The organism is Flavobacterium sp. (assembly GCF_965657075.1).
Lineage (GTDB): Bacteria > Bacteroidota > Bacteroidia > Flavobacteriales > Flavobacteriaceae > Flavobacterium.
Genome location: NZ_CBFHMV010000016.1, coordinates 1 through 24829, shown reverse-complemented (window position 1 = coordinate 24829; position 24829 = coordinate 1). Strand labels below are relative to the sequence as shown.

Genomic DNA, 24829 nt, shown 5'->3' with positions numbered 1-24829 from the left:
AAATTAATCAAATAGATTGAATTCTAATAATTATTAAAAATCAAATTTTGAAGTAATAAAATTGATTATTATTTAATAAAAATAGATAAAAAATATTATAATGGCAATATTGTGCTATCTAATGAATGATTTGTGCTATTTTTTATGAAATGTTACTCCTAGCTTTGAAAATAATAAAAAAATACAATTATGAGTAAAATAACAGAAAGACCAAAGTTTCAAGAGAAGTATGATAATTTTATTGGAGGAAAATTTGTTCCACCAGTTAAAGGAGACTATTTTGAAAACATATCGCCTATAGATGGGAAAGCGTTTACAAAAGTAGCACGTTCTACAAAAGAAGACATTGAATTGGCTATTGATGCAGCAGAAGAAGCATTTAAAACTTGGGGAAAATCTTCACCAGCGTACAGAAGTAAAGTACTCAATCAAATTGCTGATATTATGGAAGCAAATTTAGAATATTTAGCTACTGTAGAAACCATAGATAACGGAAAAGCATTGCGAGAAACCATGGCAGCCGATTTACCTTTATGTATTGACCATTTTAGGTATTTTGCAGGTGTAATTCGTGCAGAAGAAGGAACCATATCTGAACATGATGAACATACTGTAAGTATTTGTTTGCATGAACCTTTGGGAGTTGTTGGGCAAATTATTCCATGGAATTTTCCTTTATTAATGGCAACTTGGAAAATTGCTCCAGCCATTGCGGCAGGGAACTGTACCGTTGTAAAAGCTGCAGAACAAACGCCAACATCGATTTTAGTTTTCATGGATTTGATTAAAGATGTATTACCAGCTGGTGTTATTAATATTGTCAATGGATTTGGAATTGAAGCAGGAAAACCTTTAGCTTCTTCCCCTAGAATTAAGAAAGTTTCATTTACAGGAGAAACTACAACAGGTCGTTTGATTTTACAATATGCTTCTGAAAATATTATTCCTTCCACTATGGAATTAGGTGGAAAGTCTCCCAACATTTTCTTTAGTTCAGTAGCTGCTGCAGATGATGCCTTCTTTGATAAAGCTGTGGAAGGAGCAGTAATGTTTGCCTTAAATCAAGGTGAAGTTTGTACTTGTCCGTCTAGAATTTTAGTACAAGAGGATATTTATGATGTCTTTATGTCGAGAGTAATTGAACGAGTAAAAGCTATAAAAATTGGTCATCCGTTAGATGCTACAGTCATGATGGGTGCTCAAGCTTCCAACGATCAATATGAAAAAATTCAATCGTATTTGAAAATTGGTAAAGAAGAAGGTGCAGAAGTTTTAGTAGGAGGAGAAGCCAATCATTTGGATGGAGAATTAAGTACAGGTTATTACATTCAACCAACGGTTTTTAAAGGGAATAACAAGATGAGAATTTTCCAAGAAGAGATTTTTGGTCCAGTAGTTTGTGTAACCACTTTCAAAACAGTGGAAGAAGCTATCGAAATTGCAAATGATACTTTATATGGATTAGGTGCAGGAGTTTGGACAAGAGATGCGCACGAATTATATCAAGTGCCAAGAGCCATTGAAGCCGGTAGAGTATGGGTCAATAATTATCATGCTTATCCTGCACATGCACCTTTTGGAGGCTATAAAAAATCAGGTTTTGGTAGAGAAAACCATAAAATGATGTTAGAGCACTATAGAAATACTAAAAACATGCTTATTTCTTATGACAAAAATAGGTTAGGTTTCTTTTAGTAGCTAATTAATATAATAATAAGACCTATCAGTTTTAAAGCTGTTAGGTTTTTTAATTTTGTAAAAATATGTTTAAACGAATAGAAAGTACAGCAAAAGCCAACGAGTTAATAGCCCAATTGAAAGAACGAAATGGCGACTTACTTTTTCATCAAAGTGGTGGTTGTTGCGATGGTTCTCAACCCATGTGTTTTGAAATAGGTGATTTTAAAGTCGGACAAAGCGATGTTTGTTTGGGTGTAATTGAAGATTGTAAGTTTTGGATGAGCAAAGATCAATTTGAATATTGGAAACACACCCATTTAACATTGGATGTTGTCGATGGAAGAGGGGCGAGCTTTTCTTTAGAAATTCCTTACGGAAAACGATTTATAATTCATTCCAGATTATTTGCAACACATGAAACTGAAAATTTAGAACCTCTAATTTTCACAGAAGATTAGTTGATGTATAAAAGTTGGTATTGCTTGGGTGTAATGCCTTCATGTTTTTTGAATAACCGAATGAAATAATTGCAATCATCAAATCCTGATTCATAACAAACTTCATTGATTTGTAAATTTGGGTTTTTTAGTAAGGATTTTGCGTATTTTATTTTTTCATTCAGGATGAATTCGATAGGACTCATGCCTAGCTCTCTTTTGAAAAAACGGTAGAATGAAGTCGTACTCATACATGCTTTATCACTCAAATCTTTCAAATTAAAATTCTCTCTGATATTACATCTAATGAATTCCATTACAGGAACAATTGGGTTGTTGCTATCGATTAAATTATTTGTTTCCACCGCTCTAATGTTTTGCGATTGTATGATTCTTACCAACAATTCTTGTAAAGTTAAATCCGCTAAAGCATCTTTTGTAATGGAAGTACTCATGCATTCTTTTATCAATTTATTGATGGTGGTGCTGAGTTCTAAATTATTGTAAAAGAAATAATTTTCATGGTCTAATTTCCAAAAATTACCTTTTCCCTCTTTGGGATATCTTTCATTTAAAAAACTCAAGGTTTCTTGAATTTTCATTTGGTCAATGGCTAAAGCCAAACATTGTGTAGGATTGTTTTTTGTAGCTTCCGGAAAATCGATTTTCATTTCCACGTTGGAAGGAATTAAAACCGTTTCTCCAGGTAAGTATTCAAATTCAGGATCATCAAATAAATGCATTATTTTTTTGCCACGAAGCATACTTGTAACCACTAAATCGTTGAATTTTAAAGGAACTTTTTGAGAAGTTTCATAGGTTTCAAATAAATTCAATTCGCAATTATTCAGGGAATAAACAGTTCTGTTTTCCACTAAAGTTTTCAGTGATTTTTCGTTAGTTAGTGATGGTTTATGCAATAATTTTTTAAGACTTCCCATAAATAATTTATTCTTAGCTAAATATAAGAAAAGTATTTTAATACGAATAAAAATTTATCGTTTTTAACAATTAATGTTCGTGATGTACAAAAAAATAAACCCTTCAATTAAGAAAGGTTTATCATTTTATTTATTTAGAAATTTATTCTTCCTCTTTTTGTCCCATTAACATTAAATAGGCTTTTAAGAATTTATCAATTTCGCCATTCATTACAGCATCTACATCGCTGGTTTCGGCTCCAGTTCTTACATCTTTTACCAATTTGTAGGGTTGCATTACGTAGTTTCTGATTTGAGAACCCCATTCGATTTTCATTTTGCCCGCTTCAATATCACTTCGTTGAGCCAGTTGTTTTTTTAATTCAATTTCATACAATTGTGATTTCAGCATTTGCAGGGCCCTATTGCGATTATCGTGTTGAGAACGCGTTTCAGAACATTGAATTTGAATTCCTGAAGGTTTATGGAATAGTTGAACTTTAGTCTCCACTTTATTCACATTTTGACCACCAGCACCACTAGATCGAGCCGTTGTAATCTCAATGTCAGCAGGATTGATTTCAATTTCGATTGTATCATCAACCAACGGATAAACGTATACGGAAGCAAAAGAAGTATGACGCTTGGCATTACTATCAAATGGAGAAATACGAACCAAGCGGTGTACACCATTTTCACCTTTAAGATAACCAAAAGCAAAATCGCCTTCAATTTCGAGTGTTACGGTTTTTATTCCAGCTACATCGCCTTCTTGATAGTTTAATTCTTTGATTTTGAACTTTTGTTTTTCGGCCCACATCATGTACATTCGCATTAACATGGAAGCCCAATCGCAACTCTCTGTTCCACCAGCACCAGCTGTAATTTGCAATACTGCACTTAAACCATCACCTTCATCAGAAAGCATATTTCTAAATTCAATATCTTCAATGTGTGTGATTAATTCTGCGTAAAAAGTTTCAACCTCTTCATCTGACATTTCTCCTTCTTTATGAAAATCAATCATAATTTGGAGCTCTTCATTCATGTCAACAGCTTTTGTGTAGTCTTCGACCCATTTTTTCTTAGAACGAAGTTCTCTTACTACAATTTCAGCTTCTTTGGCATTGTTCCAAAAATCAGGAGCAAAGGTTTTTTCCTCTTCGTTGGCAATTTCAATTAACTTTCTATCGACGTCAAAGATACCTCCTTAACGCACCAAGGCGATTAATAATATCCTTTATTTGTTCTGTGTTTATCATAATTTATGTAATTTTACACCACAAAAATAGTGATTCCTTTTGATTCTATGGAAATAAATTTAATTAGCGATACCGTAACTAAACCTTCAACGGCCATGTTACAAACCATGTTTAATGCAAAAGTAGGTGATGATGTTTATAAAACAGACCCTACAGTCAACAAGTTAGAGGAAACTTTAGCGGATTTATTTGGAATGGAATCGGCACTTTTTTTTCCATCAGGAACTATGGCCAATCAAACCGCCTTGAAGTTACATACGAATCCTGGAGAGCAAGTCATTTGTGATAAATATTCTCATATTTATCATTATGAAGGAGGTGGAGCTTCATTTAATAGTGGGATTTCTTGTAATTTATTGGATGGAACTCGCGGTTTAATTACGGCTGATTTAGTTAAATCGGGCATAAATGATCCAGACTTTTACCATGCTCCATTAACCTCATTAGTAAGTATTGAAAACACTACAAACAAAGGAGGAGGAGCTTGTTATGAATTAGAAGAATTGCAAAAGATGAAGCAAGTTTGCCTGGAACATAATTTGAAATATCATTTAGATGGTGCGCGTTTGTGGAATGCTATTGTGGCTAAAAAACAACATCCAAAGGAATTTGGAAAGTTATTTGATACCATATCTGTTTGTTTATCAAAAGGGTTGGGTGCTCCAGTAGGTTCAGTGCTTTTAGGAACTAAAGCCGATATGAAAAGAGCTTTGCGAATAAGAAAAATATTTGGAGGCAATATGCGTCAATCGGGATATTTAGCAGCTGCAGGATTATATGCTTTAGAACACAATGTGACACGTTTAGAGGAAGATCATCGTAGAGCTAAAGAATTAGGTTTGATATTGTCTAATTCGCCTTTCATTGCTAAAGTAGAGCCTGTAGAGACCAATATTGTCATCTTTAATTTAGTTGCCCAAGTGGATGAAAAAGCTTTTATGAATCAATTGAAACTTAAAAATATTCATATAAGTTCTATGGGGCATGGAAAATTAAGAATTGTAACACATTTGGATTATAAAGAAGTAATGCATACCTATGTTTTGGAGACGCTTCAAAAAATGAGATGATAACAATTGATTTTCTTTCAAAAATTATTTGATGGCAATCATTGAGATTTCAACATTAACATTTTTGGGCAAGCAAGCTACTTGAACCGTTTCTCTTGCTGGTGCTGTTGCTTCGTCAAAATAAGCTCCATATACGGTATTTATTTTAGCAAAATCATTCATATCAGCAATAAAAATAGAAGATTTAATAACATTTTCAAAAGTCATGTTGGCAGCTTCTAAAACGGCTTTCATGTTTTCCATTACTTGTTTTGTTTCAATTTCTATAGAATCTAAAACCAATTCCATTGTTTCTGGATTTAAGGCTATTTGCCCTGAAGTATAAAGTGTGTTTCCTACTAGCACTGCTTGGTTGTATGGTCCGATTGGAGCAGGAGCTTTTGATGTATTTATGATGGTTTTCATGAATATTAAATGTTTTTTATTATCTTAAACGTCGGTCTGGAACTCTGTTTTTGTCCCATTTGATATCGCTAAACACAGAAGATTTGATTCCGATAAAGAATCCCCAATAGCTATTTACACCAAAAGGTACCCAATTGAAGCTCATTCTCCAGCTTTCTAAATCTCTTTCAAATCTAAATTGCGTAAAGGTTACACCATTTTGAACAAAATCGTAACCACTAGAAATTCCCACCTTCCATTTTGGAGATAATTCTACATTTCCAGAAACCATTAAAGAGTTGTTATTCAAACGATTTTGTCTGTTATCGTTAAGATAGGTCACAGAATATGCAAATTGTAAATCCCAAGGAAGTTTAGAATTATAAAATTCAGAAGGTTTTTCTTCCTCTTTATCTTTATCATCATCAAAAAGACTTTGTCTGTTGTCACTCAAATCGGTTGATCTTCCAAATAAATCATCACCACGACCCCCATTTTGTTGGTTTTGTCTGTTTTTATTACCATCAGAACCGCTGCTTGTTAAAGAGTAGTTTAAGGCCATGTTAGCACTTGTCATTCTGAAAAGACTTCCGCCATTGTTGATATTGTATTTTTCTATTCTTCTTCCAGAATTATCAATTGCGTAGGGATCAAGTGTTGTTGAAAAATTTACACCCATTTTGTTTTGGAATAAGGTAGTACCGCCAGAAACTCTCATTGGAGACCAAGCCAAAGAATCTGCAGAGATATTGTACGCTGTGACTAAATTTAAATTATTTAATAGCATTACTTTTTTCACCTCTTCTTTTCCTTTTTCATCCACCGTTTTTACTTTAGCTTCAAAAGTGTTATTTAAAGAAAAGCCAACATTATTGGAATAATTATTTCCAGGTGTTCCAAACAAACCGTTTTGAAATTTAGTATATTCTTGCATGGTAGTTCCTGTAGCATCAATAGCATAAGTATCGTAATATTGATCAAAACTAGGCGTGTAACTGTATGAAATATTAGGTCTCATGACATGTCTTATGGTTTGGATTTTTTTATCTTCACCAAAATCAAAAGTACCATAAATGGTTGTACCAATGGCAGAACTGAAATCATACGTTCGGTAAGCAGCAAACTCATTTACTCTTGTGTCTTCTACTTTATTAGTTGCAGCATTGTAACTTTTTCTTATGGTATGAAAATTCCATACTTCATTAAAATTTGTACTGGCACTTACACTAAAATATTTGAATACTTTAAAGTTAGTACTTAATGGAATACTGTGTTGAAATCCAGCTCTTCCGGTTTTAAACATTTCAGATTTAAAGAATAAAGAATCTGTAGTTTCAATGTTATTTTGACCTCTTAAATTGTACTGAAAATTGATGTTTTGAATGATTCCTTTTTTGGCACCTTCTTTAGCGAAAGGAAAAACACGATCCACACTGGCTTGTAGCGTAGGCAAAGTCATGTTAATTACCTGTGTGTTGATGTTTTGAGAATGTGTTGCTGTTAATGAAAAATTGATTTGTGGTACACTTGGAATTGTTTTAGAATAAGAAATGGAGGACGATAAATTATTATTTAAAGTAGAACCTACATTTATTAAATTTAAAGATTGCCTAAAGTACTGACTGCTTGATATGTTTACGGAAGAAGAAAAACGGGAATTGGCACTGGCTTTTCCATCTTGAGCATGACTCCATTGAATGTTATATTGTTTGGATTTTGAATAATCAGGTAAGCCTCTTTCGCTTTGAATTTGATTTTCAAAGCGCAAATTAATACGACCGTTGAATTTGTAGCGTTTCGCATAACCACTTTCTGCTCTTAAGGCATAACTTCCATTGGTATAATAATCTCCTAAAATGGCCAAATCATAGTAATCACTTAATGCGAAATAATACCCACCATTTTGCAAGAAAAACCCTTGTTGATTGCTTTGTCCAGGTGATGGTAAAATGAATCCAGAGGTACTGGTTTCAGAAAAAGGAAAGTAAGCAAAAGGCAATCCAATAGGTGTTGGAATGTCGGCTATATACATGTTAGTAAAACTAACAACTACTTTTTTACCTGGAACAAATTTTACTTTTCTGGAATAAAAATAATATTCAGGATCATCTACATTTTTAGCGGTTGTAAAACGAACATTTTTCATAAAGTAGGTCGAATCATTCATTCGTTTTGATTGATCGGCCTTAATATTTAATTCGCCTTGTTGTGTTCTAGAATTCCAAACTTTTAAACGCTTTGTTTTGGTGTTGAATCTGATGGAATCTGGTTCAATAAGATTAGCTCCTTGTTTAAAAACAGGAAATTGGGTGTATTCTCCTAAACTATCTTTCAACCTTCCGGCATACACTTCATCTTTTTCAAAATCTAAAACAATAATTCCAGATTTCAGTTCAATATCTTTGTAATAAAGCTCAGCTTCATCATACAAAACCATTTGTTTTTTGATGTTATCAATATTTTCGTACCCTTTTGCGTTACGTTTGATAATACCTTCAAGAAAAGTCTTCTTTTTAAGAGTGTCTGTTTTTTTGGACTTGTCTTTTGTTAATAACTCATTTGCATTAATGTTCAAAGTGTCGTTAGTATTGACTTCTTGTGCAAAAGTAAGACTGTTTCCTGTTGTTAGAAAAATAAACGAAATAACGATATAGAAGTTCTTTAAATACAATACTTATGTGTTATTTTTGTAATAAATGTGGCTTGGTTTTTGAAGGCTCAAACTTACATATATTTTTTTAAAAAATTATTGTGTTAGTAAAATTATAACATTCAACTATTATACATTATGAGAAAATTTAATTTTCTTCAGTTTTTGCTGCTATTTTTAACATTCAATTCTTTAACTTTTGCACAAAATGCAAAGTTTAAAATTGTTTTGGATGCGGGTCATGGTGGAAAAGATTATGGAAATTCTCATCATGGATTTGTTGAGAAAACAATTTCTTTAAAAACTACTTTAAAAGTTGGGGACCTATTAAAAAAACATGAGGATATTGAAATTATTTATACCAGAACTGATGATACATATCCCACATTAAAGGAACGCGCTAATTTAGCTAATAAAGAAGACGCTAATTTATTTATTTCTATTCATTGTAATGGTGTTCAAGCATTTACTGCTTTTGGAACGGAAACGCTTGTAATGGGAATGTCAAGAACAGATACCAATTTAGATGTTGCCAAAAGAGAGAATTCAGTAATACTTCAAGAAGATAATTACAAAGAAGTTTACAACGGATTTGATCCCAATAAGCCTGAATTTCAAACCAGTATGCTTTTGTTGCAAGAAGAGTTTTTGAATCAAAGCATAGATTTGGCCAATAAAATAGAAAATAATTTCAAAAATCTTAATAAAAGAAAAAGTAGAGGAGTCAAACAACAACCTATATGGGTTTTAGATGCTACTTACATGCCAAGCGTTTTAATTGAGTTGGGTTTTCTTTCTAATAAAAATGAAGGCTCTTTTTTAAACAGTAATGAAGGTCAAGACAAAATGGCTCAAGCGATTGCTGACGCTATTATAGAATATAAGAAAGAATATTTTGTATTAAAAGAAAAAACGGATAAGACCGAAAAAACTGAAAAAGAAACTCCAAAAGAAGTGGAAAAGGAAAGTCCCAAAGAAATTGTAAAAGAAACTCCGAATACTAAAACAGATAAAAACACATCAAAACCTAAAGAAGTTAAAGCAGATGTTTCCAAAGACAAAATAGTTTTTAAAGTTCAAATTTCTGCCAGTTCAAAGAGTTTAGAACCTACCGCTTCTAATTTTAAAGGCTTGAAAAATGTCTCTAAAGAAAAGATTAATAAGCTGTATAAATATTTTTACGAAGAAACAGATTCCTATGATAGTGCTAAAAAGAATTTAAAAACGGCCAAAGATAAAGGATTTGATTCCGCTTTTATAGTAGCCTATAAAAATGGAAAATTAATAAAATTATCAGAAGTAATTAACTAAAACTTGGCAGTAACACAATTTAATAATAAATTTGCTAAAAAAAGAAATTGAAACTAACTAAAGAAATAAAAACAGCCATCTTGGTAATCTCCTCAATAATGTTATTTATTTGGGGTTATAGTTTTTTAAAAGGAAGAGATTTATTTACCAATTACAAAACATTTTTTGTTAAATACGATAATGTGGAAGGACTTACAACTTCTTCAACAGTGACCATAAACGGAAAAACCATTGGAAAAGTTATTGAAATAAAATTAGATGAAAACTGGAAAAACATTGTAAAGATTCAAATTGATGGAGATTACAAACTTTCAAAATCTAGTGTAGCTGAAATTTATGCACCTAGTCCAATTGGAGGCAAACAAATCGCTATTTTACCAGGTTCAGGTGCTGATTTATTGGAGAATGAACAATTCATGAATGCATCTTCAAAATTAGGACTTGCCGATGAATTATCTTCACAATTAGTACCTCTGAAAGATAAAGTTGAAGTTTTATTAAATAACGCCAATGCCATGTTGGTAAATGTCAATCAGGTTTTAGACGACAAATCCAAAGAAAATTTAAGAAACAGTTTAGCTAATTTAAATGTTGTTTTAGCTGAATTTTCTAGTGCTTCGAAAAATGTGAATGCTATGTTGGCCGATAACAAGAAGAACATTACTTCTACAATGACTAATTTGGAAAAAACATCTTCCAATTTTTCTAAAGTTTCTGATTCATTGGCTAAAATTCAAATCGGACAAACCGTGAAAAGTTTAGAAAATACACTTGTTAAAGTCGATGCCATTTTAGCAGATATGCAATCAGGAAAAGGGACTTTAGGAAAAATCATGAAAGATGATGCCATGTACACCAATTTTACCAATGCTTCTAAAGAGTTGGAATTGTTGTTGCAAGATTTGCGTTTAAATCCAACACGATACATCAATGTTTCTGTTTTTGGAAAGAAAAACAAACCTTACATTGCTCCTGAAGAAGAAACGAACGAATCCACAGAAGAATAAAATCTATTTTTATGAATTATATTGACAATATCTTATTTGCAATTGTACTTATTATAGGTATAGGTTATTTTACTATGAATGTAAAAAAACTTATTCGAAACATCAAGTTAGGAAAAGATGTAAATCGTAAAGATAATTCTTCAGAACGTTGGAAAAACATGGCAATGATTGCTTTAGGACAATCAAAAATGATTAAAAGGCCAATTGCTGGTGTTTTGCATATTGTTGTGTATTTAGGTTTTATCATTATTAATTTAGAAGTTTTAGAAATAATCATTGACGGGTTATTTGGTACGCACAGAATTTTTGCTTTTTTGGGAAGTTTTTACGATTTTCTAATTGCATCGTTTGAAATCTTAGCGGTTTTAGTTCTTGTTGTGGTGGTTGTATTTTGGATTCGAAGAAATGTAATTAAATTAAAACGTTTTTTTAGTCCAGAAATGGAAGGATGGCCTAAAAATGACGGAAATATTATCTTATATTTTGAAGTAGTTTTGATGACTCTATTTTTAGTTATGAATGCTACAGATAATCATTTTCAGTTGCATCATAACGGAAATATAATTTCTCAATATATTGCTCCATTATTTTCTGGGTTTTCAGAGGAAAGTCTTCATTATATTGAAAGAACAGCTTGGTGGCTTCATATATGTGGCATCTTAGTCTTTTTAAATTATTTATATTTTTCTAAACATTTGCATATTCTTTTAGCATTTCCAAACACTTATTTTGCTGATTTGAATGCGAAAGGTAAAGTGGATAACTTAGAAAGTGTAACGAATGAAGTTAAGTTAATGATGGACCCAACGGCTGATCCCTTTGCAGCTCCAACAAACCCAGACGAAGTTCCTGCAAAATTTGGTGCAAGTGATGTTCAAGATTTAAATTGGGTGCAGTTATTAAATGCTTATACTTGTACCGAATGTGGAAGATGTACTTCATCTTGTCCTGCCAATCAAACAGGTAAAAAATTATCTCCACGAAAAATCATGATGGATACTCGAGATCGATTAACTGAAGTAGGTATTAATATGGATAAAAACAAAGGTGTTTTTGTTCCAGATAATAAATCGCTTTTAAACGATTATATCACTACTGAAGAGCTTTGGGCTTGTACATCATGTAACGCTTGTGTTGAAGAATGTCCTGTAAATATAAGTCCATTATCAATTATCCTTGACATGAGACGTTATTTAGTGATGGAACAAAGTGCTGCGCCAATGTCATTAAACGCAATGATGAGTAATATTGAAAATAACGGTGCGCCATGGCAATACAACCAAATGGACCGTTTGAACTGGAAAGACGAACAATAAACCAATTGATTTTCTAATTTGTGAGGTTTTAGAAATGATGTTAAAAATTAAATAAAATGGAATTGAAAAGCAATGAAAAATCCTTGCAAAAATTAGTAGTTGACGGGAAAGAATTAAGTCCTGTATTACCAGAAGGAGTTAAAAATTATCTTATTGATATTGATGGTACAATATGTGATGATATTCCTAATGAAGAACCAGAACGAATGTTGACAGCAAATGTTTATCCAGATGCTTTAAAAACATTAAATAAATGGTATGATGAAGGTCACATAATTTGTTTCTTTACTTCAAGAACCGAGGAACATAGAGCTTATACTGAGACATGGCTGAAACAACATGGTTTTAAATATCATGGAATGGTCATGGGAAAACCTAGAGGAGGAAATTATCATTGGATTGATAATCATTTGGTAAAAGCTACTAGATACAATGGTAAATTTACAGATTTAATTGAAAAAGAAGTTACTATCGAGGTTTTTGATGATGGTAATCATGACTAATATTAGATTTTAGAATTCATTCTAAACTTCTCAATTTTTAAAATAAAAATATGTTAGAAGAATTAAAAGTGCCTACCATGGCAGAAATGATGGCTCAAGGAAAACAACCCGAAGTTTTATTTTGGGTAGGTTGCTCGGGTAGTTTTGATGATAGAGCTAAAAGAATCACAAAAGCTTTTGTGCGAATTTTAAATCGTGCTAAAGTTGATTTTGCTGTTTTAGGAACTGAAGAAAGTTGCACAGGTGATCCTGCAAAAAGAGCTGGAAATGAATTTTTATTTCAAATGCAAGCCATGATGAATATAGAAGTCATGAATGCTTATGAGGTAAAAAAAATAGTTACGGCTTGTCCTCATTGTTTCAATACCATAAAAAATGAGTATCCTGAATTAGGAGGAAAATATGAAGTGATGCATCATACTGAATTCCTTAAATCGCTATTTGACGATAAAAGATTGGTTGTAGAAGGCGGTCAATTTAAAGGTAAAAAAATTACTTTTCACGATCCTTGTTATTTGGGAAGAGCCAACAATATATACGAAGCTCCAAGAGAGCTAATAGAAAAATTAGACGCTGAATTGGTTGAAATGAAACGTTCACGCGCTAATGGACTTTGTTGTGGTGCTGGTGGTGCTCAAATGTTTAAAGACGCAGAACCAGGAACTAAAGAAATAAATATCGAAAGAACAGAAGATGCCTTAGAAACAAAGCCAGATGTAATTGCTGCTGGTTGTCCGTTTTGTAATACTATGCTTACTGACGGTATAAAAAATAAAGAAAAAGAGGCAGATGTAAAAGTATTAGACATTGCTGAATTAATTGCGAACGCTCAAGATTTATAAATTTAACACCTCCATTTACGATGAAAAAAATCGCTTATTTACTGTTGTTTGTATCAACAACTATGTTTTCTCAAAAATTAACAAAAGATCAATTGCTTGTTAAATTGAGCGAAGCCACTTGTGATTGTTCACAAGACAAAGAATTCACAAAAGAGAATTATGAAATGACACTAGGCTTGTGTTTGTTTGAAGCTGTGGGAAAATATGAAAAAGATGTTGAAAAACACTACGGTAAAGATTACATGTCTAAGATTGAAGATATTGGTGGTGATGTTGGTGAAAAAATAGCATTCAACTGTCCAAAATTACTACAAGTTATCATGGACAATGCATTGGAAGACGATTCAGAAATGACTGAAGATGAAGACGAAATGCTTGAAGGTACCTACACTAGCACTAATGTAGATGGCTTTCTTTTTGTTAATATGAAAGAAAATTCAGGAAAAACGCACCAACTTTTATTAATCAACAGTTTTGATAATGCTTATTTAATTACAGATAAAGTATTGAAAGCCAATGATAAAATTGAAGTATATTATTTTGAAGCTGAATTGTATAACGCAAAAACAGCTAAATACGAAAATTTTAAAGTTATAACTGATATAGAGCGTTTATAATGTATATACCTTTTGAAGATTTACCCTTACATTCTCGTATTTGGATTTATCAATCGAACCGAAAATTATATGATGATGAAATTGTAACTATTGAAGAACAAGCTAAAGATTTTATTGAAAATTGGGCAGCTCACGGAAAATCTTTGGAAGCTTCTTTCATTACAAAATACAATCGTTTTATAATAATTGCTGTCAACCAAGAGGTGCAACAAGCAACGGGATGTTCAATTGATAGTTCTGTGGAATTCATTCAAAAATTAGAACAACAATTTGAAATTGATTTGTTAGATAAAATGAATGTGACCTACAAAACGGGTGAATTTATTGCATTCAAAACTTTAATTGAATTCAAACAATTAGCAAAAAGTAAATCGGTTTCCGAAAACACTATTGTTTTCAATAATTTAGTAAATACTATTGAAGAATGGCAAGATTTTTGGGAAGTTCCTGCTAGTGATAGTTGGCATAGTCGATTTTTTTAATACTACTATAAAAATCATCATTAAGAAACTTCCATTTAATGATGATTTTTTATTTAAATACATATGTTGAGATATAATTTAATTTTTTTATTTGTTTTGGTAACCTTCTTTAATTACGATAAACCTTCAATGTTTACTAATAAAGAATTGGACGAAGCTGTTGATGTATATAAAAAAGAAAGATTTGTCGACAGTATTTACAACACCATGTCATTTAATGAAAAAGTTGGGCAATTGTTTATGGTTGCCGCTTACTCTAATAAGAATGAAGAACATTATCAATCTTTGGATGGACTAATAGAGAATTATCATATTGGTGGACTAATTTTTTTTCAAGGAGGTCCTAACAGACAAGCTAAATTAACCAATCGTTTTCAAGAAAAGTCAAAACAACCCTTATTTATAGGTATTGATGCCGAATGGGGAATGAGCATGCGTTTGGATTCGACCTATTGCTATCCTTGGAACATGACGCTTGGTGCTATTCAAGACAATTCACTTATTGAAGAAATGGGTGCTCAAATGGCTGAACAATCTAAAAGATTGGGCGTTCATTTTACTTTTGCTCCAGTAGTTGATATCAATACAAATCCAAACAATCCAATTATTGGGAATCGTTCTTTTGGTGAATCTAAGTGGAATGTTACCGAAAAATCACTTGCGTACATGAATGGCTTGCAAAAAAATGGTGTTTATGCAACGGCCAAACATTTTCCTGGACATGGTGATACATCAACAGACTCTCATCATACCTTACCAACCGTAACTTTTACCAAAAAAAGAATCGATTCTATTGAATTGTATCCTTATAAAAAACTGATTAAAAATGATTTAGCCAGTATTATGGTAGCTCATTTGAGTGTTCCAAGTTTAGAACCAAATAAAGCTTTGCCTACTTCTTTATCCAAAAAAGTAGTAACTAATTTACTTAAAGAAGATTTGAATTTTAAAGGACTGATTTTTACAGATGCTCTAAACATGAAAGGAGCAAGTAATTTTAAACAGCCTGGAGATATTGATTTAGCTGCTTTTTTGGCTGGAAATGATGTTTTATTATTTGCAGAAAACGTTCCTAAAGCTTTAACAAAATTTCAAGAAGCATATCAAAAAGGGATTTTGAAGGAAGAACGTTTAAAAGAATCTGTAACAAAAATTATAAAATATAAATTGCAAGCGGGTTTGTACGATAAAAAAATCATTGATTTAACCAATTTAACAGAAGACTTAAATCAACCCAAATACGATGCATTGAACCAAAGATTGTTTAACAATGCCATTACAACACTTCACAATGTTGAAAACATTATTCCTATTACAGCTTTAGAAAAAGAAAAAATAGCCTATGTTGCTATTGGTGGCGACGAAAATAAAGTCTTTGTTGAACACTTAAACGCTTATGCTAAAGTCGATTATATTCAAGAAATTTCTTTAGAAATCACTTTAGAAAAACTAAAAGCATATACCAAAGTTATTGTTGGATATCACAAGCCAGATAATGTTTGGAAAAAAAATGCAGCTACGCAAGAAGAAATTCGATGGATTAATGCGATTTCTAATAATAATAAAGTAATAGTTTCCTTTTTCTCAAGACCTTATTCAATGAACTCATCTCTAGATTATGAGCATATTGAAGGTTTAATTATGGCTTATCAAAACAATAAGTTTACACATAACGCTGTGGCTCAAATAGTATTTGGAGCTCTTTCTTCTAAAGGAAAATTACCGGTTTCTGTTAATGATGATTTTACTATCTATGAAGGAATTTCAACCCAATCGCTAAAGATTTTAGGCTTTGATGTACCCGAAAATCAAGGAATGGATTCTAAAAATTTAGCACAAATCGACACCATAATCAAAAGTGCAATTGAAGGTAAAATGACCCCTGGAGCACAAATAGTTGTGGCTAGAAGAGGCAAAGTCATTTACAACAAATCCTTTGGTACCCATACTTATGAAGATCAAAGGCTTGTTCAAAATTCAGATATTTATGATGTTGCTTCATTAACAAAAGTACTTTCTACTTTGCCCAACATCATGCAACTAAAAGAAAAAGAAATTGTGAATTTTGATACTACATTATCAGAAATGTTGCCTGTTTTTGAAGGAAGTAACAAAGAAAATGCAACTCTTTTAGATATGTTAACGCATCAAGCTCGATTTCAACCTTGGATTCCTTTTTATCAGAGCACTTTAAACAACAAGAAAAAACCGGATTTCAAGTATTACAGAAGTTTTTATTCAGAAGACTTTCCAAATAAAGTTGCCGAAAATTTATATTTAAGAAAAGATTATAACGATAGCATTATCCATCAAATTGCTAAAAGTGATTTGCTGGCTTCAAAAAAATACAAGTACAGTGATTTTTCATTCATTTTGCTTAAAGAATATTTAGAATTGCAATCCAATAAAAAATTAGACGTTTTATCGGATGAACATTTTTATCAATTTATGGGAATGAATACTACTTCCTATAATCCCCTGAATAAGTTTGAAAAATCTCGAATCATTCCAACAGAAAACGATAATTATTTCAGATATCAAACCGTTCAAGGGTATGTTCACGATATGGCAGCTGCTATGCAAGCTGGAGTTTCTGGTCATGCCGGTTTGTTTTCAAACGCTTTAGACGTTTCCAAAATGATGCAGATGTATTTGCAAAACGGAACTTATGGTACGCATCAATTCTTTACACCAAAAACAATGAATGAATTCAATACGTGTTATTTTTGTGAAGATGGAAATAGAAGAGGTGTAGGATTTGACAAACCTCAATTAGGAACTGCAGGACCAACTTGTGGATGTTTATCACTAACAAGCTTTGGACATACTGGATTTACAGGGACAATGGCTTGGGCTGATCCTGACAAAGAAATTGTTTACGTATTTTTATCCAACAGAACTTATCCAGATTCCAATGCTGTAAATAAATTATCTAGAGAGAATATTCGTGAAAATATTCAAAAAATAATTTATGAAAGTATTAGAGATTAATTCTTAAAATGAAGCATGCAATTCAAATAATTAATTTTACGAATGATTTAAAAGAACCTATTAAATCACTCAATTATGAATGGCTTGAAAAATATTTTTACATAGAAAAAAGCGACGAATTATCTTTGTCCAACCCAAAAGAGCAAATTATTGATCAAGGAGGATTTATCTTTTATGCAAAACTAGATGAGGAAATAGTTGGAACAGTTTCTTTGTTGAAAATCACTTCTTCCCTTTTTGAAATCGGCAAAATGGCTGTAAGTAGTCAAGTCCAAGGCCATGGAATTGGAACTTTATTATTGCAGCATTGCATCACTTTTGCGAAAGAAAATCAAATAAAAACCTTAATTTTATATTCAAATACCAAATTAGAAGCAGCTTTACATCTTTATAGAACCTATGGTTTTACTGAAGTAGCTCTTGAAAAAGGACATTATGATAGAGCTAATATTAAAATGGAACTGTCTATTTAAATTGTAACCATAAAAGAAATTGTTATCCATCTTATTTGATGTAGGTATTATTTACAACATCATTTCATTTTATAAACTCGTAACTTAATTTACTAAAAATGACATCAAAAGCAACATCTCCACAACAGTACATAGATGAATTACAAGACGTTAGAGTAGAAGCAATTACAAAACTTCGAAAAGTGATTAATGAAAACTTACCAAAAGGTTTCAAAGAAGAAATGAGTTACGGAATGATTGGCTATGTTGTTCCTCATGAAATTTATCCAGATGGTTACCATTGTTCACCTGATTTACCATTACCTTTCATGAGTTTTGCTTCTCAAAAAAACAGCATTAACTTTTACCATATGGGAATATATGGTAATCCTTCGTTATTAAATTGGTTTACTTCAGAATATCCAAAGCATTGTAAAGCAAAGTTAGACATGGGAAAAAGTTGCATTCGTTTCAAAAAAATGGATCAAATTCCTTTTGAATTATTAGGGGAATTAGTTAAAAAAGTTTCCGTAAAAGAATGGATTGAAACTTATGAAACCCATTTTAAAAGATAATTTAACATAGTTTTACTTTTTGTTCTTTTTAATAATAGTATTTTTATAAAAAATATAATCATTTAATGAAAATTGCAATAGTATGTTATCCAACCTTTGGTGGTAGTGGTGTTGTTGCCACTGAATTAGGTTTAGAATTAGCCAAAAAAGGATACGAAATCCATTTTATTACTTACAGTCAACCTGTGCGTTTGGCGCTTTTAAATGCGAATTTGCATTATCACGAAGTTCACGTTCCCGAATACCCTTTATTTCATTATCAACCCTATGAATTGGCTTTATCCAGCAAATTAGTTGATGTGGTTAAATATTACAATATAGATGTTTTGCATGTTCATTATGCCATTCCTCACGCTTATGCCGGTTATATGGCTAAAAAAATGTTGGCTGAAGAAGGCATTCATTTGCCTATGATTACAACGCTTCATGGAACCGATATTACTTTGGTAGGAAATCATCCTTTTTACAAACCAGCTGTTAGTTTTAGTATCAATAAATCCGATTTTGTAACAAGCGTTTCCAACAGTTTGAAAGAAGATACTTTCAGGTTGTTTAACATCAATAAAGAAATCGAGGTAATTCCGAATTTTATTGAAATTAAACCCGAAAATACTCAAGAAGTTGTAAAATGTGATCGAGCAATGATGGCACAACCCCAAGAGAAAATAATTACTCACATTTCTAATTTTAGAAAAGTGAAACGAATTGAAGATGTTGTGAAGATTTTTTATAACATTCAAAAAGAAGTTCCTTCCAAGTTGATGATGGTGGGTGATGGTCCAGAAAAACAAAAAGCGGAGTACTTATGTCAGACTTTAGGAATTTTGGATAAAGTTATTTTTTTTGGAAATAGTTCTGAAATTGATAAAATTTTATGCTATTCGGACTTGTTTTTGTTGCCTTCAGAAACAGAGAGTTTTGGTTTGGCAGCCTTAGAAGCTATGGCTTGTGGTGTTCCCGTAATTTCAAGCAATTCAGGAGGTTTACCAGAAGTAAATAGCAATGGATTTTCTGGATATTTGAGTAATGTGGGTGATGTTGCTGATATGAGTTCCAACTCCATTTCCATTTTGAAAGATGAGGCAAAGCTCAATCAGTTTAAAAAAAATGCCAAAGAAGTAGCCTTACGTTTTGAAATTCATAAAATATTACCTCAATATGAGGCGTTATATCAAAAAGCGGTTGAATTAAATACTTTAAAAAATGAATAAATTTTTTACTTTACTAACAATTTTAGTTCTTTCTTGTAAATTAGCAGAACCTATAAATTCACCCAGTTTTAAAATGTTGCATCAAGCAGAGTACGGCGGAAATGACGTTGAAAATTTAACTATTTTAGATACAAAACAACAATGCATTGCAGCATTAGATCAACTTTCAATTGCACCAGAAGTAATTGAAGAATTACTTGCGACAGATTTCAGTAGGTATGCAATTGCTTTTGTTTCAATGGGACAAAAAAGTAATGGTGGATTTAGCATCCAAATAAAAGCTATTCAACTACAAGATGATGTTTTAATTTTAGAAAAAGAAATCACAAGACCAAAACCTTTAGAGCCAGTCACAATGGCCTTGACCAATCCTTATTGTTTGGTTAAAGTTTCCAAGCATAAAGTTTATCAGCTGAAATAAAAAAAAGAGTTTCAATTTTGAAGCTCTTTTTTTATTCTGCTGTATTTTATAAAAATTAGTTGAATCTATATCTAATTGATAAAGCAATATCTGAACCATAATTATCATTTCTGTAGTCATCAGAGTTGAAATAAAATTCTGGTCTATAATCTAAAGCTAATTGTATTGGAGCTTCTTGAAAATTATATTCAATACCAATATCACCAGCTGCTAAAAAGAAAGAGCCATCATTTTTAATATTATTGTCATTATAACTCCAACTTCCAACACCACCACCAACACCTGCATACCAGTTTAATCCGCCTTCAATATTCCATACCCATTGGTATAAACCAACAATTTTAAAAGCATCTACATTGTTACTGTTTCTAAAACCTAAATCTAACTCTAATCTATTATTATCTCCTAGTCCTCTTTGGTAAGAAATTTCTCCACCAAAACCATCATTGCTACCTAATCTTAAACCAAGTGCATTTTTAGAAATGTCTTGAGCGTTACTAGTCCATACAAATCCAAACGTTAAAGCTGTAATTAATAAGATTTTTTTCATTTTTTTTTATTTAGTATTAATATGTTACAAAGATAATTCCAAACCCATTTTTCTATTTACATAATTTACATAAAAAGTTATATAATTTATTTTAGTTGATTAAATAAGTATCTAAAAACTCTTCTTGTGTTTGACTTCCTGTAGTTGGAATTGGTAGTGTTACATTCAAATTAGATGGTAAATCATTCAAAGTATAGTTGATTTCAGTTTTGTTGTAAACTAAACCAATATTTTTACTGTAATATTGTTTAGAAATTAAAACATCTTGCGCATCCATAACAGGAATATTAAAAGGAAATCCTGAAATGGTTTGAACGGTATAAATTTTAAGATTTAAAACCACTTTAGTTTTTGTAATATCACTGTAATTAGTTCCATCAGAAGTAAATGAAGTTAAAGTTCCATCAGCAAAAGATGTTAAGGTGTACTCAAAGGTTAAAGGATAACCACCCACATTTTCAGTAAATGAACCATTAGTTGTACTTAATTGTTCTCCTACAGATGCCCCTTCTTTTAAAAAGATAAAATCAAAAACTTCAAAAGCTAGTGCTGTAGGCAAACCAGCATCAAATGTAACAGCACCTGAAACTCTGAGCTTATTGCCGTCTACTCTTAATCCATTTTCATTTAATGTACTTGAATAAAATCCAATTGGAGTTTCAATAGTTTTCATTTTTTTGTAAGTAATTCCATTGATTAAAAAATCATTTTCAACATACAATTTATCGTTATCCCAAGATTCAGGAATACTTGTAGTTGCAGCAGTGTAAACTTTGTAATTCCAAAAATTACCTGATGCAATAGGCAAAGAAGTGGCAATTGTTTCATCTCCATTTCCTGCTACTTCTTCATTACTACATGAAAAAAGAGCTAAAGAGAACATCATTAAAAATAGGATTTTTGTTTTCATTTAAATTATATTAGACTGCTAATTTAATTAAAAAACGCTAATTCTAGTAAAATAATATAGAAGTACCTTAATTTTTTTAAATTTGTAAAGTAAAACAAAAACTATGGCTGGAAATACCTTTGGAAAAATATTTAAACTTACCACTTTTGGTGAATCACATGGAACAGCTTTAGGAGGAATTATAGAAGGTTGTCCGGCAGGAATTGCATTGGATTTTGATGCTATCAAGTCAGAAATGCAAAGGCGAAAACCAGGACAATCGGCAATCGTAACTCAACGTAAAGAAGAAGATGAAGTTCAATTTTTATCAGGGATTTTTGAAGGAAAAACTACAGGAACTTCCATAGGATTTATAATTCCAAATACCAATCAAAAATCAGATGATTATTCTCATATAAAAGATTCTTATCGTCCTAGCCATGCTGATTATGTTTATGAAAAAAAATATGGAATTAGAGATTATCGTGGTGGTGGAAGAAGTTCTGCAAGAGAAACAGCTAGTAGAGTAGTAGGTGGTTCAATTGCAAAACAAATAATTCCTGAAATTAAGATTAATGCTTTTGTTTCTTCAGTGGGAACCATTTTTATTGATAAACCCTATCAAGAATTAGACTTTACTAAAATTGATTCCAATGCTGTTAGATGTCCTGATGAAGCCACAGCTCAATTAATGGAAAATCATATTAAGGAAATCAAAAAACAAGGCGATACTGTTGGAGGAACCATAACTTGTGTGATTCAAAACGTTCCCATTGGTTTAGGGGAACCTGTTTTTGATAAATTGCATGCCGAATTAGGAAAAGCCATGCTATCCATTAATGCTGTTAAAGGTTTTGAATTTGGAAGTGGTTTTTGTGGTGCCCAAATGAAAGGAAGTGATCATAACGATTTGTATAATTTAGATGGAACAACCAAAACAAATCTTTCGGGTGGAATTCAAGGTGGAATTAGCAATGGTATGGATATTTATTTTAGAGTAGCCTTTAAACCAGTCGCTACACTTTTACAAAAGCAAGAACATTTGAATAACAAAGGTCAAATAGAAGTGCAACAAGGCAAAGGCAGACATGATGCCTGTGTAGTGCCAAGAGCAGTACCAATTGTTGAAGCTATGGCAGCATTGGTTATGGCAGATTATTTCTTAATGGATAAGATTAATAAATAGAACTACTCCTTTTTCTTTTTTTTATCGGTTTTCATTAACAAATAAACAGCTCCAACTAAACCTAATATCACTAAGCCAAAAATGATAATCATTATAAAAGCTCCATTTCCCCAAGAATAAAGTGGTAAATTCATTTTGTACTATTTTAATTATGTACAAATTTAAAGTCAGTTTTTTAGATTTAATATGATATTTATCATACTAATTTACCATATAGTGTTAAAATTGAATGCAAAACAACTATTATTAATACATAATATTAATTTTTTTAAGAAGAAATTTATATTGATTAAAAATTTCACAGGAATTAAAGGCTATTTCTTAAAGTTTTTATAAAAATTAAATTTAACATTTAATCTGTCTTTTTTTAATTAAATTTGTTCCTAATTAAAACTATTTATTATGAAAAAACTATTACTTTTATTATTGAGTTTTGTTAGTATAACAATTTATTCTCAAGGAACTTGTGCAACAGCATTAGATATCACTGCAAATGGGGTATTTGTTACTGGTGCCATTGATGGAACATATCCTACAGGAACAGGTTTGTGTTTTGCTTCTGGTTCTGCTTCTCCAAATGCAAAATGGTATAAATTTACTCCAACGGCTAATGGAGTTATATCAGTTACTTCTGCTATTGCTGCTAATCCTGGTGGTACATCTGCAACAGCAACAGACTCAAGATTAGGTATTTATACCGGAACATGTGCAGCTTTAACTTGTGTTGCTGCAAATGATGACGTGAGTGATACAGACTATCGTTCAGCTGTTTCTAATTTTGTAGTTACATCTGGAACTACTTATTATATTGTATGGGATGACAGATGGCAAAACACTTCTTTCTCATTTGAATTTACTTTTGTAGCACAATCTTGTTTTGTACCTACTGGGTTTACATTTACTGTTGCACCAACTACTACAACTGCAGGAATTGGATGGACAGCACCAGCATCAGGTTCAACTCCAACTGGATATGAATTTGAATATGGTTTGCAAGGATTTACACAAGGTACAGGTACTACATTGACTCCAACAACAAATAGTGTTTCTTTAACAAGTTTAATCCCAAGTTCTGTATACAGCTTTTATGTAAGAACTAATTGTGGTGCAGGAACATTCAGTGTTTGGAGTGGTCCAATTTCTTTTAATACTGTTTTTACAGCAGTAGCCCCTCCATATAATACTGGATTTGAACAAACTGAATTAGATTATATTGGTTGGTTTGCTCCAACTGCAACTGCTGGTAATGATTTCTATCCAAATAATGGTGGTGCAGGCTCGGCATTGGTTCAAGAAGGGTCTTATGCTTTAGCAGGTGTAAGTAGTGCTACTGCAACTTCAGATGCATTTGCAATCTCTAGAGGTGTAACTTTAGAAGGTGGACAGCCGGTAACTGTTACATTATATGCTAGTAATTTTAGAGCTACTGGAAATACTACTAGTACTGCTAGTTATAATGTTACTTATGGAACTGCACAAACTGCAGCTGCACAAACCAATATAGTAGCCTCTGAAACTGGTTTAAGTGCTGCCGCTTTTACTTTAAAAACATATAGTTTTACTCCTGCATCAACTGGTACTTATTATATTGGTATTAGAAATTTATCTCCAGCAAATACGGGTGGTGCTACTCATGCACTTTTAATTGATAATTTTTCTGTAACTCAAGTATTATCAAATAATACGTTTGTTGAATCTAAAATTGGTGTTTATCCAAACCCGGTAAACGATGCATTTGTTATAGAAAATAATGAATCATTAACTATCACATCTTTAACTATTTCTGATATAAACGGAAGAACAGTTAAAAATATTAATGTAAATTCTATTGGAAATGAAATCAACATTTCTGAATTAAATTCTGGAATTTATTTCTTAAATATAGCTACTGATAATGGTACTGCTACAAAGAAAATTATTAAAAACTAATTTAAAATTATTTTAGTTTTAAAGAAAAAGCTCCTTATTAATTTAAGGAGCTTTTTTTATAAAAATTTTGTCTTGTCCTGAAATAGCGATACACAAAAAGTATCCAAATGGAAAGAAATGAAGAAATTCGGTATGTAAAGCGTA

24 protein-coding genes are annotated in these 24829 nt (G+C 31.7%); 17 read left to right on the top strand and 7 right to left on the bottom strand.

What is annotated here, in order from left to right:
* Window positions 1–189 precede the first annotated feature (189 nt).
* Both ACTF56_RS09580 and ACTF56_RS09575 read left to right on the top strand, forming a co-directional pair.
* Window positions 190–1695: an aldehyde dehydrogenase family protein gene (locus ACTF56_RS09580; RefSeq protein WP_438966684.1), complete on the top strand. Its 1506-nt coding sequence runs from the start codon at window positions 190–192 to the stop codon at window positions 1693–1695.
* A gap of 68 nt (window positions 1696–1763) precedes the next feature.
* Entirely contained in the window at window positions 1764–2138 is a 375-nt protein-coding gene (locus tag ACTF56_RS09575; RefSeq protein WP_438966683.1) for a DUF779 domain-containing protein, read from the top strand.
* Here the strand turns inward: ACTF56_RS09575 and ACTF56_RS09570 are convergent.
* Window positions 2135–3058 carry an AraC family transcriptional regulator gene (locus ACTF56_RS09570; protein ID WP_438966682.1) on the bottom strand — a complete coding sequence of 308 codons (924 nt, stop codon included), beginning with the start codon at window positions 3056–3058 and terminating at the stop codon, window positions 2135–2137. The two genes, ACTF56_RS09575 and ACTF56_RS09570, sit on opposite strands and share 4 nt — an antisense overlap.
* Before the next feature lie 142 nt (window positions 3059–3200).
* Window positions 3201–4299 (bottom strand): peptide chain release factor 2 gene (gene prfB / locus ACTF56_RS09565; RefSeq protein ID WP_438966681.1). Its coding sequence is split into 2 segments (ribosomal slippage): window positions 3201–4235 and window positions 4237–4299, totalling 1098 coding nucleotides; the frame shifts between segments, so codons are not numbered across the junction.
* 47 nt (window positions 4300–4346) lie between these two features.
* On the opposite strand from prfB, the gene ACTF56_RS09560 reads away from it, so the two are divergent.
* Window positions 4347–5369: a threonine aldolase family protein gene (locus tag ACTF56_RS09560; protein WP_438966680.1), complete on the top strand. Its 1023-nt coding sequence runs from the start codon at window positions 4347–4349 to the stop codon at window positions 5367–5369.
* Between the two features lie 24 nt (window positions 5370–5393).
* Here ACTF56_RS09560 and ACTF56_RS09555 read toward each other — a convergent pair whose 3' ends face one another.
* Together ACTF56_RS09555 and ACTF56_RS09550 are read right to left on the bottom strand one after the other, a co-directional pair.
* Window positions 5394–5774, bottom strand: coding sequence for a RidA family protein (locus ACTF56_RS09555; protein ID WP_438966679.1), 381 nt, complete (start codon window positions 5772–5774; stop codon window positions 5394–5396).
* Between the two features lie 19 nt (window positions 5775–5793).
* Window positions 5794–8424, bottom strand: coding sequence for a putative LPS assembly protein LptD (locus ACTF56_RS09550; RefSeq protein ID WP_438966678.1), 2631 nt, complete (start codon window positions 8422–8424; stop codon window positions 5794–5796).
* Between the two features lie 117 nt (window positions 8425–8541).
* Between ACTF56_RS09550 and ACTF56_RS09545 the strand changes: the two genes are divergently transcribed.
* The 12 genes from ACTF56_RS09545 to ACTF56_RS09490 all read left to right on the top strand — a co-directional run bounded on the left by ACTF56_RS09545 (window position 8542) and on the right by ACTF56_RS09490 (window position 20131).
* Window positions 8542–9714: an N-acetylmuramoyl-L-alanine amidase family protein gene (locus ACTF56_RS09545; RefSeq protein ID WP_438966677.1), complete on the top strand. Its 1173-nt coding sequence runs from the start codon at window positions 8542–8544 to the stop codon at window positions 9712–9714.
* A gap of 47 nt (window positions 9715–9761) precedes the next feature.
* Window positions 9762–10721 carry an MlaD family protein gene (locus tag ACTF56_RS09540; protein WP_438966676.1) on the top strand — a complete coding sequence of 320 codons (960 nt, stop codon included), beginning with the start codon at window positions 9762–9764 and terminating at the stop codon, window positions 10719–10721.
* A gap of 11 nt (window positions 10722–10732) precedes the next feature.
* Window positions 10733–12037, top strand: coding sequence for a 4Fe-4S dicluster domain-containing protein (locus ACTF56_RS09535; protein ID WP_438966675.1), 1305 nt, complete (start codon window positions 10733–10735; stop codon window positions 12035–12037).
* Between the two features lie 56 nt (window positions 12038–12093).
* On the top strand, window positions 12094–12540 hold the full coding sequence (locus ACTF56_RS09530) for an LNS2 domain-containing protein (RefSeq protein ID WP_438966674.1): 447 nt from the start codon (window positions 12094–12096) through the stop codon (window positions 12538–12540).
* 50 nt (window positions 12541–12590) lie between these two features.
* On the top strand, window positions 12591–13382 hold the full coding sequence (locus ACTF56_RS09525) for a (Fe-S)-binding protein (protein ID WP_438966673.1): 792 nt from the start codon (window positions 12591–12593) through the stop codon (window positions 13380–13382).
* A 20-nt stretch (window positions 13383–13402) separates the two neighbouring features.
* A complete protein-coding gene (locus ACTF56_RS09520; protein WP_438966672.1) occupies window positions 13403–13999 on the top strand; it encodes a hypothetical protein in 597 nt (198 codons plus the stop codon).
* A complete protein-coding gene (locus ACTF56_RS09515) occupies window positions 13999–14481 on the top strand; it encodes an ABC transporter ATPase (RefSeq protein ID WP_438966671.1) in 483 nt (160 codons plus the stop codon). The genes ACTF56_RS09520 and ACTF56_RS09515 overlap by 1 nt, the downstream gene beginning before the upstream one ends.
* Window positions 14482–14610: 129 nt before the next feature.
* Window positions 14611–17472 carry a glycoside hydrolase family 3 N-terminal domain-containing protein gene (locus tag ACTF56_RS09510; RefSeq protein WP_438966670.1) on the top strand — a complete coding sequence of 954 codons (2862 nt, stop codon included), beginning with the start codon at window positions 14611–14613 and terminating at the stop codon, window positions 17470–17472.
* A gap of 8 nt (window positions 17473–17480) precedes the next feature.
* A complete protein-coding gene (locus tag ACTF56_RS09505) occupies window positions 17481–17945 on the top strand; it encodes a GNAT family N-acetyltransferase (protein ID WP_438966669.1) in 465 nt (154 codons plus the stop codon).
* 98 nt (window positions 17946–18043) lie between these two features.
* A complete protein-coding gene (locus ACTF56_RS09500) occupies window positions 18044–18499 on the top strand; it encodes a DUF1801 domain-containing protein (RefSeq protein ID WP_438966668.1) in 456 nt (151 codons plus the stop codon).
* 65 nt (window positions 18500–18564) lie between these two features.
* A complete protein-coding gene (bshA, locus tag ACTF56_RS09495; protein WP_438966667.1) occupies window positions 18565–19710 on the top strand; it encodes an N-acetyl-alpha-D-glucosaminyl L-malate synthase BshA in 1146 nt (381 codons plus the stop codon).
* Window positions 19703–20131, top strand: a complete 429-nt coding sequence (locus ACTF56_RS09490; protein ID WP_438966666.1) for a protease complex subunit PrcB family protein — start codon at window positions 19703–19705, stop codon at window positions 20129–20131. The genes bshA and ACTF56_RS09490 overlap by 8 nt, the downstream gene beginning before the upstream one ends.
* 55 nt (window positions 20132–20186) lie before the next feature.
* On the opposite strand, the gene ACTF56_RS09485 is transcribed toward ACTF56_RS09490, so the two are convergent.
* A complete protein-coding gene (locus ACTF56_RS09485; RefSeq protein ID WP_438966665.1) occupies window positions 20187–20681 on the bottom strand; it encodes a hypothetical protein in 495 nt (164 codons plus the stop codon).
* Window positions 20682–20772: 91 nt separating this feature from the next.
* Entirely contained in the window at window positions 20773–21591 is an 819-nt protein-coding gene (locus ACTF56_RS09480) for a hypothetical protein (protein ID WP_438966664.1), read from the bottom strand.
* A 103-nt stretch (window positions 21592–21694) separates the two neighbouring features.
* On the opposite strand from ACTF56_RS09480, the gene aroC reads away from it, so the two are divergent.
* The gene (gene aroC, locus ACTF56_RS09475) at window positions 21695–22756 is read left to right on the top strand and encodes a chorismate synthase (protein WP_438966663.1); all 1062 of its coding nucleotides are present in this window, start codon (window positions 21695–21697) and stop codon (window positions 22754–22756) included.
* A 2-nt stretch (window positions 22757–22758) separates the two neighbouring features.
* Here the strand turns inward: aroC and ACTF56_RS09470 are convergent, their stop codons facing one another.
* A complete protein-coding gene (locus tag ACTF56_RS09470) occupies window positions 22759–22890 on the bottom strand; it encodes a hypothetical protein (RefSeq protein ID WP_438966662.1) in 132 nt (43 codons plus the stop codon).
* A gap of 268 nt (window positions 22891–23158) precedes the next feature.
* Between ACTF56_RS09470 and ACTF56_RS09465 the strand changes: the two genes are divergently transcribed.
* The gene (locus ACTF56_RS09465) at window positions 23159–24685 is read left to right on the top strand and encodes a T9SS type A sorting domain-containing protein (RefSeq protein WP_438966661.1); all 1527 of its coding nucleotides are present in this window, start codon (window positions 23159–23161) and stop codon (window positions 24683–24685) included.
* The last annotated feature ends 144 nt before the right edge of the window (window positions 24686–24829 follow it).